This is a genomic window from Sphaerospermopsis torques-reginae ITEP-024 (assembly GCF_019598945.1).
GTDB lineage: Bacteria > Cyanobacteriota > Cyanobacteriia > Cyanobacteriales > Nostocaceae > Sphaerospermopsis.
In genome coordinates this window covers 1140260-1154307 of the sequence record NZ_CP080598.1, presented here as the reverse complement: position 1 = coordinate 1154307, position 14048 = coordinate 1140260, and the positions used below count along the sequence as shown (strand labels likewise).

At 36.2% G+C, this 14048-nt stretch carries 11 protein-coding genes and 3 pseudogenes; 10 read left to right on the top strand and 4 right to left on the bottom strand.

Annotation, left to right across the window (positions count from 1 at the left end):
* Positions 1-143: 143 nt before the first annotated feature.
* From K2F26_RS05365 to K2F26_RS05350, 4 genes and pseudogenes are all read left to right on the top strand, one after another.
* Positions 144-341 (top strand): annotated as a pseudogene (locus K2F26_RS05365) (DUF4126 domain-containing protein); the annotation flags it as partial.
* Positions 342-411: 70 nt separating this feature from the next.
* Complete coding sequence (locus K2F26_RS05360) at positions 412-1062, top strand: IS607 family transposase (protein ID WP_220611727.1); 651 nt, start codon at positions 412-414, stop codon at positions 1060-1062.
* Between the two features lie 9 nt (positions 1063-1071).
* On the top strand, positions 1072-2151 hold the full coding sequence (locus K2F26_RS05355; RefSeq protein WP_220608164.1) for an RNA-guided endonuclease InsQ/TnpB family protein: 1080 nt from the start codon (positions 1072-1074) through the stop codon (positions 2149-2151).
* Positions 2152-2226: 75 nt separating this feature from the next.
* Positions 2227-2583, top strand: a pseudogene (locus K2F26_RS05350) (DUF4126 family protein); the annotation flags it as partial.
* 116 nt (positions 2584-2699) lie between these two features.
* On the opposite strand, the gene hemH reads toward K2F26_RS05350, so the two are convergent.
* Positions 2700-3866 carry a ferrochelatase gene (hemH, locus tag K2F26_RS05345; RefSeq protein WP_220610636.1) on the bottom strand — a complete coding sequence of 389 codons (1167 nt, stop codon included), beginning with the start codon at positions 3864-3866 and terminating at the stop codon, positions 2700-2702.
* 93 nt (positions 3867-3959) lie between these two features.
* Here hemH and K2F26_RS05340 point away from each other — a divergent pair, with 93 nt between their 5' ends.
* Entirely contained in the window at positions 3960-4586 is a 627-nt protein-coding gene (locus K2F26_RS05340) for a class I SAM-dependent methyltransferase (RefSeq protein ID WP_220610635.1), read from the top strand.
* Positions 4587-4818: 232 nt separating this feature from the next.
* Here the strand turns inward: K2F26_RS05340 and K2F26_RS05335 are convergent, their stop codons facing one another.
* The 3 genes from K2F26_RS05335 to K2F26_RS25290 are packed head-to-tail and all read right to left on the bottom strand — an operon-like array spanning position 4819 to position 7504.
* Positions 4819-6417, bottom strand: a complete 1599-nt coding sequence (locus K2F26_RS05335; RefSeq protein ID WP_220610634.1) for an Hsp70 family protein — start codon at positions 6415-6417, stop codon at positions 4819-4821.
* Between the two features lie 47 nt (positions 6418-6464).
* Positions 6465-7421, bottom strand: a complete 957-nt coding sequence (gene uvsE, locus K2F26_RS05330; protein WP_220611793.1) for a UV DNA damage repair endonuclease UvsE — start codon at positions 7419-7421, stop codon at positions 6465-6467.
* Positions 7418-7504 (bottom strand): hypothetical protein, encoded by an 87-nt coding sequence (locus K2F26_RS25290; protein ID WP_367890334.1) that lies wholly within the window; start codon positions 7502-7504, stop codon positions 7418-7420. The genes uvsE and K2F26_RS25290 overlap by 4 nt, the downstream gene beginning before the upstream one ends.
* A 210-nt stretch (positions 7505-7714) precedes the next feature.
* Between K2F26_RS25290 and K2F26_RS05325 the strand changes: the two genes are divergently transcribed.
* The 5 genes and pseudogenes from K2F26_RS05325 to K2F26_RS05305 all read left to right on the top strand — a co-directional run bounded on the left by K2F26_RS05325 (position 7715) and on the right by K2F26_RS05305 (position 13881).
* The gene (locus tag K2F26_RS05325; protein WP_220610633.1) at positions 7715-9103 is read left to right on the top strand and encodes a UbiA family prenyltransferase; all 1389 of its coding nucleotides are present in this window, start codon (positions 7715-7717) and stop codon (positions 9101-9103) included.
* A 1147-nt stretch (positions 9104-10250) separates the two neighbouring features.
* Positions 10251-11180, top strand: coding sequence for a carbohydrate ABC transporter permease (locus K2F26_RS05320; protein WP_220611792.1), 930 nt, complete (start codon positions 10251-10253; stop codon positions 11178-11180).
* Between the two features lie 107 nt (positions 11181-11287).
* Positions 11288-11455, top strand: a pseudogene (locus K2F26_RS05315) (element excision factor XisI family protein); the annotation flags it as partial.
* Between the two features lie 426 nt (positions 11456-11881).
* A complete protein-coding gene (locus K2F26_RS05310) occupies positions 11882-12526 on the top strand; it encodes a hypothetical protein (RefSeq protein WP_220610632.1) in 645 nt (214 codons plus the stop codon).
* A gap of 242 nt (positions 12527-12768) precedes the next feature.
* On the top strand, positions 12769-13881 hold the full coding sequence (locus tag K2F26_RS05305; protein WP_220610631.1) for a radical SAM protein: 1113 nt from the start codon (positions 12769-12771) through the stop codon (positions 13879-13881).
* Positions 13882-14048: the final 167 nt, after the last annotated feature.

The window sequence follows — 14048 nt, the reverse complement described above, 5'->3', positions numbered from 1 at the left end:
TGTGTATATAAAACATAAAGACAGTATTGTAAAATATTTTATGGATACACTGATTAACGTCCGTTTTGCACAAAAACTATTCCCAAAAAAAATAAATATTCATAACTCTTCTTTGCTCATCTACTTATAGAAGGTATATTCCTATGATTGAAATCCTCGCTACACTCTCTGCTGGAGGAGCAGCAGGACTGAGATTAGCTATACCTTTATTAATTATTGGCTTGTTACAAGGTAGCAACCTATGGTCTAAAGTACCGCTTTTATCACGTATTTCACCCTATATTTTAGTATGTTTACTTACGAGTTGGTCACTATTTGAAATATTTGCTTCCAAAAAACTTGGAGCTTGTCCTAAGTTGACAATTTAATAAACAAACCTGTACACTCATAGACAAACCTATGAGTGACTTTATGTTTAAACCTCATGAATTTGCTAAAAAAATCGGAGTTTCAGTCAAGACCTTGCAAAGATGGGATGTTGAAGGAAGACTTCCAGCCAAAAGAACATTGTCGGGGCATCGTTTTTATACTGAAGATGATTTACTGATTACCCAGGGATTAAAACCTGTAGACTCAAAACGAAAAGTAGTTGTTTATTGTAGAGTTTCTTCGAGTAGCCAAAAACCCGAACTCAGAAACCAAGTATCCGCGATGGAAACATTTTGTTTGAGTCGTGGGTTAGCTGTTGATGATTGGGTTTCAGAGATTGGAAGCGGATTAAACTTTAAAAGAAAAAAGTTTTTATCAATTATGTTATCAATGCTTAAAGGCGAAATATCGACAATTGTTGTGGCGCACAAAGACAGAATGTGTCGGTTTGCTTTTGACTTTATTATGGAATTAGCAAGTTCCGTGAGGTGTCAGATCATAGTTGCAAATCAGGAATCTTTATCACCTCAACAAGAATTAGTGGAAGACCTAATGGCAATTATCCACTGCTTTTCTTGTCGATTGTACGGATTGAGGAATTACTCCAAAGAAATCAAGGATCATCTCAAAAATGCTATTGACAACCCTGTACAAGATATGTCAGATTTAGACAGCAAAGAAATACAGTGTTGAGGTCGAGCAATGCTTTTATCTATCAAAACAAAACTCAAGTTAAACAAAACCCAGGAAATATTCATGGCTAAACACGCTGGTATAGCAAGGTTTACCTATAATTGGGGTTTAGCTACTTGGCAGGATTTGTACAAAGATGGATTAAAGCCAAACAAATACATCCTCAAGAAATTCTTTAATAATCATGTAAAACCTGAATTGGCATGGATTAAAGAAAAAGGTATTTGCCAGAAAATCACTCAATACGCCTTTGATAGTTTAGGTGAAGCTTTTCAAAGATTCTTTAAAGGACAGTCTCAATATCCTAACTTCAAAAAGAAAGGAAAAAATGATAGTTTTACAATTGATGCAGGTGGTAAACCAATTCCTGTAGGTGGTACATCAATAAAACTACCGACAATTGGATGGGTAAAAACTTATGAAGGATTACCTCACACCACCTGTAAAAGTATTATTATTTCCAGGACTGCTGATAGTTGGTATATAGCCTTTTCTTATGAACAAGAATGTCAACCAACTATCAAAAACCATGCTGTTGTTGGTGTTGATTTAGGAGTCAAGGAACTAGCTACACTAAGCACTGGTGTTATATTTCCTAATCCTAAACACTATAAACAGAATCTAGCTAAACTACAAAGATTATCCAAAGTCTATTGTAGAAAAGCTAAAGGTTCAAACAATAAGCATAAAGCTAAAATTAAACTGGCTAGACATCATGCAAGAATAGCAAACCTGAGAAAAGATACTCTTCATAAACTTACTACTTACTTATGCAAAAACCACGCCAAGATAGTAGTAGAAGATTTGAATGTTTCAGGGATGTTATCAAACCATAAATTAGCCCAAGCAATAGCTGATTGTGGGTTTCATGAGTTTAAGCGTCAGCTAGAATATAAAGCTAAAAAGTTTGGTTGTGAAATTATAATTGCTGATAGATTTTATCCATCAAGTAAAACCTGTTCTCACTGTGGACATAGAAAAGATAGTCTTTCTTTATCTGAAAGAATTTATCACTGCGAGAACTGTAGTTTTGAGATGGATAGGGATCTGAATGCTGCAATTAATTTATCGCGTTTGGCTAAAGCGTGAAAGTCTACCGAGGGATAACTGCTCCCATGCTCCCGTTGAAGTAGAAAGTAAAGTCTAGTTTTGTCTAGGTTTTATATAGCAGGACAGAGAATATTACAACTGGTGGAGTTATTTTTGTCCCCCATAGTAGGAGCAATTATGGGGTTAGCAGTAGCTTCAGCTACAGAATTACCAAGTTGGTTAATTGCCTTGGTAGGTGGTTTGTTGGCTTTGGTACTTCAGTTAGTACAGTTAGGCTGGTTTTATCGTTTGCGCGGTTTACCATTGTGGGCAGTTTTTTTGCAAGATAGCTTGTGTATTGTACTGGTAATTTTTGCCGTGGATGCTCCCCAACAAGGAGGATTAATAGCTTTAATTCTGCTCTGGTTTGCAGTTCGTAGTGCTGCACAGTGGTATCACTGGTATTGGGAAAATCGCCACAAGAGGGAATAGGGACTAGGGACTGGTGACTTGTGACTGGTGACTGGTGACTGGTGACTTGTGACTGGTGACTGGTGACTGGGTTATTAACCTCCTTGTCCTCCCCTGCCTCCCCTGCCTCCTGTCACCTACTGTAAAAGCCCTATAGCATGGAGTAAACCTCGACCGGTGATAATTTCGATGATCAAGGCAATGAAACCAAGCATGGCAATTCTACCATTCCAGACTTCGGCGCTAGTTGTCATTCCCCATTCCCAGCGTTCTTGAGGATACATTTTCACCTTTTTCTTCATCTGGGTAACTTGGGAAAGTTTGAGATCCGGTTTTTCTAAAGACTCAATAACCAAGTCTGCCAATGCTTTAATAAATACCGGATGAGTGTTGGGAGCAGCAGCACGTCGGAAGTTTTCAATTCCTGCTTCTTCGGCTATTTCCCGATATTCAATATCAATTTCTTGCAAAGTTTCAATGTGTTCAGAAACAAAGCTGATGGGTACAACTACCAAATCTTTAACGCCTTTTTCACCCAGTTCTTTTAAGGCATCCTCAGTATAAGGTTGCAGCCATTCCACTGGACCAACACGACTTTGATAAGCTAAAGTGTGGGCATTGGGGCGATTAAGGGTTTGCATAATTAATTGAGTACATTCCTCAATTTCCTGCTGATAAGGATCGCCGGCTTCTATAACATAGCTTTTTGGTACACCGTGGGCGCTAAAAAAGATGTGTGCCTGATCAGGGTTGGGAAATTGATTGAGTTGCTCAATGATCAGTTCCGCCATTGCTTGCAAGTAACCTGGTTGTTTGTACCAGGAAGGAATCACAGTGTATTCCAACGGTTGAAGTTTTGGGTTTTCTTGCCAAAGTTTTTCTAATAACCGGAAACTAGAACCACTGGTACTAATGGAAAATTGGGGATAAAGTGGCAAAATTACCAACTTTTCAATGTTATCCTGTGCCAGTTGGGCGATCGCTTCTTCTGTGTAGGGATGCCAATAACGCATTCCCATGTAGATGTTCGCTGCTTTGCCCATAGCATCCAGTTGCGCTTTTAAAGCTTCCCCTTGTTCTTCAGTAATGCGCCGCAGTGGTGAACCCCCACCAATTTGCTTATAGTTTTCTTGGGATGTTTTTTCTCGCCGTGTGGCAATAAACCAAGCTAATGGTTTTTGCATCCATCGAAATGGTAGGCGAATAATTTCGGGATCTGAAAACAGGTTATATAAGAATGGACCCACATCTTCTAATTTATCAGGTCCACCTAGATTGAGTAATAATACGCCTACACGACCCATAGCAGTTACTTTCCCCCAATCTTTACAATTTTTTTACTAATGTTAACAATATATCTTTATTCAATATAAAGCTTAACGTTGAGGAAATATGCAATGGCAACAATTTTTCGAGACTTGAGTTACCGCTATCAATGGTTATATGATGCCATATCCCGGTTAGCAGCCCTGAGTGTGGGCGGTGAGGGGCGTTTTCGTCAACTCGCTTTACAAGGTTTAAACCTCAACTCAGATACTAAAATTCTAGATTTATGCTGTGGTAGTGGTCAAACTACGGCTTTTTTGGTGAAATTATCACAAAATGTTACAGGATTGGATGCTTCGCCTTTATCTTTACAACGGGCAAAAAAGAATGTGCCGAATGCTACTTATATAGAAGCATTTGCGGAAAATATGCCTTTTACAGATCATGAGTTTGATGTGGTGCATACTAGCGCGGCTTTACATGAAATGCAACCTGAACAATTAAGAAAAATCATTCAAGAAGTTTATCGAGTATTAAAACCAGGGGGAATTTTTACTTTAGTAGATTTTCATACTCCCACAAATCCTATATTTTGGCCTGGTTTATCGGTGTTTTTTTGGTTGTTTGAAACGGAAACAGCTTGGCAGTTATTAAAAACTGATTTACCTCGTTTATTAAGAGAAACTAGTTTTGATGTTGGTGAACCAATTTTATATGCTGGTGGTAGTTTACAGGTAATTGTCAGTAGCAAGGCTTGAAAAAATAGGGAATAGGGAACAGGGAACAGGGAACAGGGAACAGGGAACAGGGAATAGGATTTTTGTAGGTTGGGTTGAATAAAGTGAACCCCAACAAACCCTTGTAAACGTTGGGTTTCGTTCCTCAACCCAACCTACGTGATTTCGTTGTTATTAGTTTGACGAAAAGTATTGAAATCTGTTCTTCCTGACTCCTTGAACTCCTGACTCCTGACTCCTAACTCCTGACTCCTTAACTCAATTGTGCCACAAGTTGATTTTCTACTAAGGTATTATTTGTTAATATGTCCTCAACGGTAATTCTTAAAAAACGTTGTTCATCAACTTGAAACATGACTTTAATGCGATCGCTCCCTGGAAAACCAGGGGGTGTCAGTCGAGCAATTTTTCTGGCTTCTTCTGTATCATTCAGCGGTTTAACTGTAGTTGTCACAGACTCAAGTTTGCGAGTTACTAAGCGATCGCCATCAAAATAAACTTCTATACCTCCGGTTTCTGCTCCTAATTCTCCTAAAATTAACTCAATACTCGGCTGATTTTCCCTAGAAGCACCTAAAACTAATTCTACTGGTTGACTCATGGGGTAAGCTTGGCCTGCTTTAATTATTGGTTGCCAACTATGACGCTGGTTACGTCTATCCCAGTACCGCACTCCATAGCTATGATACAGAAAATCTTTAATTTCTAACCCTTGGGTAATTTGTAATGCACCTTGAGCGATCGCTTCAAAAGGTTTTTGATAACGGATTTTTTCTGGTTCAAAATATTGTTGTACCCATGTGTTTACTACAGGTAATTGTACAGTTCCACCCACTAACAAAACTGCATGAATATCATCTAGTTCTATACCTTGACGACGGGCTTGTTGTAACAAGGTCATCATGGTATCATGTAACTTATCAAAAAATCCATTATCTTTGAGGATATTTTCTAAAGTTTGACGGTCAAGATCCAATTCATAACTTTCAAAAGTTTCATCATTAAAATAAACTTCACTGGCTTTATTTTGGGTAGATAATTGAATTTTTACTCGTTCTGCTAACCGAGTAATTACAGAATTTACAGGTAATCCTTGAGTTTTGACAAAATAATCAACTATCCAATTATCAATATCTGTACCACCTAAATTTTGCCCCGCTTTTGCTAATACACGGGCTGTTTTTACCTTTTGTTTGGAATCTTCCGCTAGGGATTTATTACCCCACTTTAATAAAAATCCTACTGGTTTACTATTAGTTTGTGCCTGTTGATCTAAACGTACCAAGGATAAATCTAATGTTCCACCACCAAAATCAATTACTAACAAATTTTCTTGTGCTGTTAAACCATAACCTAAAGCTGCGGCAGTAGGTTCATCTAACATCCTAACTTGTTCTACTGGAAGTGCTTGAAAAACTTTGCCTAACCAGTGACGATAAGCTTCAAAACTGTCTACAGGTACTGTTAAAACCAAAGAATCTAAACCACCTTCTATTAGTGTTAATTCTTCGATTACCTTAGTTAAAAACCATTTACCTATTTTTTCAAAGGTGACGATTTCTCCATCTATTTCTGGTAAAAAACCCTGAATATCTGCGCCAATACCCCGTTTAAAACTACGGAAAAATCGGTTATCACCTTTGAGATCCAAACCGCGATCGCGCACTTGCTGGCCTACTAAAACTTTACTTTCACTCGCTGCTTCTACATATACTAAACTGGGAATCAGTGGGGGATTGAGACTTTGTTGCAGGGATAAACCCGGTAAAGTCAAAGTTTCCGGTTGCTGGGTTACAGGATTCCAGCGAGTAATAACTGTATTGCTAGTACCAAAATCAATTGCGATCGCCATTTCTCAATTTATTATTGATCAAGTAATTAAGTAAAGTTAATATAACGTTAATTCTTATGAATTAACCACCAATCCCGCAAATGAGCGATCGCTTTTTCTTTGTGTTTGGCTTCTACTTCTATCCAGGGTACTTGGTGGTAAGCTTGAGGCATGGCTGTAATTAAATCACTGTGTTTTCTATCATTAAAACCTGTTTCCCCATTAGAAATATGTACTAACTGCCAATCTGGATTTTTCCAAGTTTCTCGCGCTGCCAAAACCACAGACTCTACACTAGGATGATCATAAGAATCTAACTTTTCATAGCAAATGTGATGATGTGCATCAAAAACCATCGGTATACCAGCTTGTTGACATACCTCTAAAATTTCCTGAGCATTATAAGCATATTCATCATTTTCTAAAGTTAAGCGGTTTTTGATACCTGGTGGTAGTTCAGAAATTACTTTTACCAACTTTTCTGAACGTTGAGATTTACCACCATGAATATTCATTAACGCCCAAGGTGACTGAGGTAAACCAAGTAAATCTAAAGTGTAGGCGTGGTTTGTTAAAATTTTGATACTATTTTCTATGACTTCATCAGAATCAGAACTCAAGACTACAAATTGATCAGGATGTAACACCATTCTGATGTTTAAATTTTCTGCCCTTTGTCCAATCTTACCTAAATCCTCTCTCATTTCCTCTAATATCTTCGCGCCAATTTTATCTTCCATATCACTCATGGGAAATAAAGCCGAAGTCATGCGATAAAGCCGAATATTTTGCTTTTGACAGAAAGTTAACGCCCCATCCAAGCAGCGCAAATTATTTTGATAAAGTTCTTTTAGGGTATCTTCTCTTTGTTGAGGAGAAAGTTTTAAATAACGTGTCCGGGTAATAGTCCGAAACCGCACTTGTTTATCAATAGTAATGCAAACTAAACCTAAATGTGGCTCAGTTTGTGTTTGCTGTTGTGGATTTATTTCTTTTAATGTTATCTCTTTTTGTTGTAATTTCATATTTTTTGGTAATTGGTAATTGGTAATTGGTAATTGGTAATTGGTAATTGGTAATTGGTAATTGGTAATTGGTAATTGGTAATAACATTTTGGATTTTGGATTGTTTTTGCCATTTCCAATCTAAAATCTAAAATTGTTCTGACTCCTGACTCCTGACTCCTGACTCCTGACTCCTGACTCCTGACTCCTAACTTCTAAAATATTAACAATGTTTTCCTAGTATTTTTGTAGAAACTTTTGGAAATTATATCTGTCAAGTTGTTTCAATATCTGAACATCTACATATTTACCTATGTCTCCTATTGCTCAAGGTATTCCCGGATTACCAGATTTAACACATCCTGATGAATTAATCAAGTTTGGTACGCAACTACTTCAAGGTTCACTATTGTTTGTGTTTTTAATTGTAGCTTTGGGAGTTGCGATCGCTCTCATCAGTTTTTCTCTGAGACGCAACACCAGCGAACAAGCTGTTTTCTTTGGGGAATGGTCCATTCGTTATTCCCAACTTCTCAAAGGACTACAACATTTAGCCCTAATTTTAATTTTAGTAGTTACGGGATTTTTCCTCACTTCTACTTTAAGCAACCGTTACCATCACTGGGAACAAGCAAAAGTAGCACAAGTAGCGGAAAGTGTCGCAGGTGATAAATTAGAACAAATTGCGCCCCAAGTGCGTTACATCGTCGAAGAACCTTATAGCTATACTACTCAAGTTAACGGCAAAATAGTCAAGGTGACAGATAAACAAAAAGTTACTCGCTATTTAAACTTAGCAGGTTCAAATATTCAAGTTAAAATTGACCAAAGTGTAAACGTACAAAATCGCAGTGCCATTTATAATACAGATTACAATGCTGATTATAAAATTGTCAATTCACTAAGTGATGTTAATAGTTTTTTCTTTGAAGCACTACCACCCTACGGTTATTCCTTACTTTCTAGTTATAAAGTAGAAAGAGATGGAACAAGATTAAAACAAATAAACCCTGGAGATTATGGTTTTCCTTTTCAGTTAGAACCAGGACAAGAAACCACAATTAAAGTTAGCTATCAAGCACAAGGTGGACCACGTTGGGTTTATAATGCCACTAATCAATTACTTTCTCAATTTCGCCTCACAACAATTGCTAATTTTAGAAATGCCGACTTTGCTAGTGGTATAGTTCCTCAAGAAATTAAAAATGATGGTGACAGTACCCAATTTACTTGGATATTTGATGATAATGTTTCTGTAAGAAATCCCTTTGGTGTATTTACTGCCACCAAACCAATAGGAAAAACTGGGATTATACCCCGGTTATTACTGTTAGCACCAGGATTATTTTTGTGGTGGATATTGCTTTTATATTTGTCCTTACCCATGAGTTTAAAAAATGTGACGATCGCTGCGGGTATTTTCTTTGCTTGCTTATTAACTTTAACCTATCTGGGGCGAGTAATGAATGCAGAAATAGCTTGGTTGATCATATCCTTGATTTTACTCGGTTTCATCTATGGTTTAGGTGCAAATCGTCACGCTGCTTTAGCCGCCATTATTTGTACTATTGCTGGAGCAATTTTACCTGTATTTGCATTATTAATTCCCTTGAGTGGTTTAACTTTGAGTTTGGCAGGTTTGTTATCAGTCGGGTGGTTAGCAGTACATCATTGGTATGGACAATTGATAATTGATAATTGATAATTGTCAATTGTCAATTGTCATCGGATCTCTATATATTTTTGGCATTAGGGATAACATACAGCAGATTCCATTGCTATGAGGTACAAATTTTAATAATAAAACTCTTGTGGGGTGGGCATCTGCCCCCGTGGTGTACCTCATAACACCAGAAAGTGCTGTATTTATTATCTAATACTGACGTTTGATATTTATGGCATTTTGGCAGATATTTGCAGTGTTGCATTGCTATCCTAGATGCGCGAATGTCTTTGTGCGATAATTCCGACTTGCAGAATCCCTCGGTGTAGAACCGGGGGTCTTTTTTTTGGTATCAGTTTCCACCACTATCGAAAATTGACCATAAAACCGCACTTCTAAATTACAGTTAAATTACAGTAAATTTCATTCATAAGAGGTACAAAACATGATCATAAAACTCTTGTGGGGTGGGTATCTTGCCCGCCAATAGTTTACCTCATTACACCGGAAAGTGCTGTATAATCATCATATTTCATTCGACGTAGAAAGCATAAATCAAAACCCTTTCCTTGCGATAGAGTGCATAGATTTGTTAGCAAGATAAATTGATATCAAGACTAGTCCACATTCCAATGTCTTTGATTCTATCCTCTGGTGACTGACCTTCGCTGGAGGTGATTTTTTGTCAGGAGTTATTGATTTTGGATTTTGGATTTTGGATTTTGGATTGTTTTTGTGAACTCCAATCTAAAATCTAAAATCTAAAATCTAAACTCTAAACTCTAAAATTTTCCTCCCTATTCCCTATTCCCTATTCCCTTCTTTACAACTATGAAAAAGCGCCAGAGAAAGCGGATTAAAATCTGGCGCATAGATTCCATCAGTTGTGTACGTGTTATAAACAAAGTGTAGATAACAGTAACAAAACCCAAGTTTCTTGATTTTTCAGAAACTTTTTGTTGGTTACTTTATCAGTACCACTAAAATTTTGCTACCAAAAAAACAACAGTTTTTCTAACAGTTTCAGTGGCACACCAGTTTGTATTAGAATCATAATCCATTTACTCAATCTTGATAATTAACTTATTACTTCTTAATATCAGCTATCAGCTATCAGTTGACAGTTAGCCGTTTTCAATGTTCACTGTTAACAGTTGACTGTAAACTGTTCCCTGATTAGTAGATGATGAATAAATTAACACCTAAAAACTGGATAATTATTCAAGAGAGATTGACACCTTATCTATTTTTATTACCAGCTTTAGTTTTATTAAGCTTAACTGTTTTTTGGCCTGCGCTGCAAGCATTTTACCTTAGCTTTACCAGCTATCAAGATATTGGAGAAGCGCCTAAATTTATCGGTTTTGACAACTTTCTCCGTTTATGGAAAGATGTTGTTTTTTGGAAAACCTTAGAAAACACCTTTCTCTATTTGGTTGGAGTTGTGCCAATTTTGGTAATTACTCCCTTAATTTTAGCGATTTTGGTAAATCAAAAATTGCGGGGTATGAATTGGTTTAGAACTGCATATTATACACCTGTAGTCATTTCAATGGTTGTTGCAGGTATAGCTTGGAAATGGTTGTATGCAGAAAACGGTTTATTAAATCAATTGTTGAAAACTTTAGGTATATTTCCCGAAGGAATTCCTTGGTTAACAAGTCCAGAGAAAATATTAGGAATTGTCCCCATTTCATTAGCTAGTGTCATGGCTGTAACTATTTGGAAAGGTTTAGGATATTACATGGTAATTTATTTAGCTGGATTGCAATCTATTCCTGCTGATGTTTATGAAGCAGCAGCAATTGATGGTTCGGATGGGATTCGCAAACATCTAGATATTACCATTCCTTTAATGCAGCCTTATTTAGCTTTAGTAGCGGTAATTTCGGCGATTTCTGCCACTAAAGTCTTTGAAGAAGTTTATATTATGACAGGAGGCGGTCCCCTGAATAGTTCTAAAACAATTGTTTACTATTTATATGAACAGGCATTTAGTAATTTAGAATTTACCTATGCTTGTACAATTGGCTTGGTGTTATTTTTAATCATCTTAGGATTATCAGTTTTGCGATTAGCAATTAATCAGCAAGATGATAATAATCTAGGTGTGTAATTAGGGGGTGCTGAAAATTTTCAGCACCCCCTAATTATTTCGGCACAGACCAAGAACGAACTTGACCTAAAGTTACTGGAATTCTGTCACTAACATCAATAGTAAGTTGTGTTTTGCATTTAGATATTAAAGATCAGAAAATTTGGATACAACATGATGGAACTGAGATTGGTATAGCAGATGAGTTAGTTAAATTAGGAGTGCCAAAATCAGATATTGTTTTAGCATTTCATGAACCTTTAGTGAGACAATATACAGGTTTTGCTGTTGGTTGATTTTCACGCTTTTGATGTCATATTAAGAATTTTCTTTGTCTGAATCAGGATATCCAGGATTTAAGGATTTACAGGATGTTATTTAAATTGTGTCGGGTGGGTTGACGGATGTTACCCAACATTTTGGTGATTTTGTGATTTAATTTTGTTGGGTTGCGCTTTCTTTGTACCCAACCTACATAATTTATTAGTATTAACACGGTTAAGCTAACCGCTTTTTTGCTAAATTAATGACAGTTTTGGGATATGAGATAGGAACTTTTTCAAATTGCTCTAGTCATAAGTGCTATGGGAGTCCTACTTGAATCTTGCTCAATATACTGAGACTCAATCCTTGATTATATGCGGTTTACGATTTACAGCTTGTTCAAAAATCAAATAGGAGTCCCATAATGTATTTTATTCTAACAAGTGAGAATATCACCTATGCCTACTCCAGAGAATCATCCTCAGAACAAAGATTATCATATAAACAGACAAAAAGTAGCACAAACTGTCCTGATCTTAACTGCTTTTATCCCATTAACAACTCAAAGTGGTTTAGGAACTCAGTTATTAAGCAGCTTAGATAAATACTTAATTCCAGTAGCGGAAGCAAGTCCCACTCAAATAGCGCAAAAACCCCTGAAATTGCCAAAAGTCCAATATGATTTGGTTGTTGTTAAAGACGAAAAATTGGTTAATCAATTAGGTGCGGCAACAATTTTGATTAATAGTAAAGAGATATTTGTTGTTGATGACAGTGGTAAAAAAACAATTGCACCAGATGGTCAATACAAACTTTCTAACAATTTAATTATTGAGGTTGCTCAAGGCAAAGTAATCAATCAGGCTATATTTGATTTAGGGAATAAAAATCCTGCTGCTAATGGTTCATGGGATCAGTCTTCATGGACTGATCAAGGAGGTTGGAAAGATTGGTCAAGAGGTAGTGCAATAGATTCTAAATTGAGTAATGTGGCACGTACTTTACCTAATTCAGTAGTGCGTAACACATTACAAAATATTATTCAACAAGAAGTAAAACTTCAAAAAAATCAAGACATCCGAAGAAGCAGACCTATCAAATGATAAAAATATAACCAGCATTGGCTGAAGAATAATGTAGAGATGTTCCGTGTAATATCTCTACAAAGATTCAGGACTTACGCAACTGGTACATTAGTAGAGTGCGTCAGATATCAATAATTTGTTTATTTGCTTGATTTATGCAGTCTGACGCACCCTACAAAAGATTTTTGGTGTGACACTTGCCTAAGTCCTAAGATTATCTAAATCAGGCTATATATTAGGAATACAAGGAATTTAAAACAATGAACTTGATCATGAAATTGAGTAAATTATGTAATTTAAGATGTACATATTGCTATGAATATGATGAATTAGCAAATAAAGAGAGAATGTCTTTAGATGGGATAGAGTTTTTTTTCAAAAATATGGCAGATTATATGATTAAAGAAGAAAAAAACTTCTCATTAACTCTTATTTTTCATGGAGGTGAAGCCCTTTTATTACCCCATAATTACCTTAGATCAATTTGTGAACTCAAAGATAAATATTTGACAAAAAATGGGATTAATACGAGAACTACTGTTCAGAGTAATTTATTCAAAATATCCTCTAAAACTTTAGATTTATTAGAAGAACTAGAGATTCAGTTAGGATTTTCCTTAGATGTCTTTGGAGAACAGCGTCTTGATATTGCTGGTAAAGTTTCTCAAGATCAAGTTTTAGATAATTTACAGCTTTTATTAGATCGTCAAATTCCCGTTGGTGGAATTTCTGTTCTGCACGCGCTCAATGTAGATAAAGCATTACAAACTTACCAGTTTTATAATGAATTAGGAATAGATTATCGAATTTTACCTATTCATAGCAGCCGGGAAATTCTTCCTGAGCGGATGAGTAATTTATTATTAAGTCATCAGCAAACTATTAATGCTTTAAAAATGATTGCTAAAGCTCAATTTAGTGAAATCTCTCATATTACTGTCCAGCCACTTAATGAGTATTTTCAAGCAGCCGTGAGATATATAATAAATTCTACAATTGACATTTATAATCCCTATATTCATGATTGGGCTTGGATTGTCAATACTAATGGTGATGTTTATGCTCATGGTGATGCTTATTTAGCGGAGGGTTTAATGGGTAATATTTTTCAACAAACTGTAAGTGAAATTTTTCAATCTCAGGATTTTGTAAATGTGACTAATCACCGGATGAAAAGGGGGGAACTTTGTCGTCGTTGTCAATATGATCGAAAATGCAATCAAATTGCAATTACAGAAGCGATTCCTAGTGAGCGCGTTTACGATTCATGTGGTATTTTGCAATGTGCAATTGCTAAACCGATGATTGAATTTATGATAGATGAAATTAGAAATTCACCTGATAGTCAATCAATCTTTGAAGTGTACAAATGACCTATTTTGCTAGGATAAATTTATTAATTGTGGACTGTATCAATGTAAAACCTAGATAGGGCTTGCTGAATAAATGTGGTTCTACCGTACTTGTTATGCTAAATTACCAGTCTGAAAGAGGGAACTCTTAACAGGGAACAGGGAACAGGGTAAAGAGGCAATTTTTG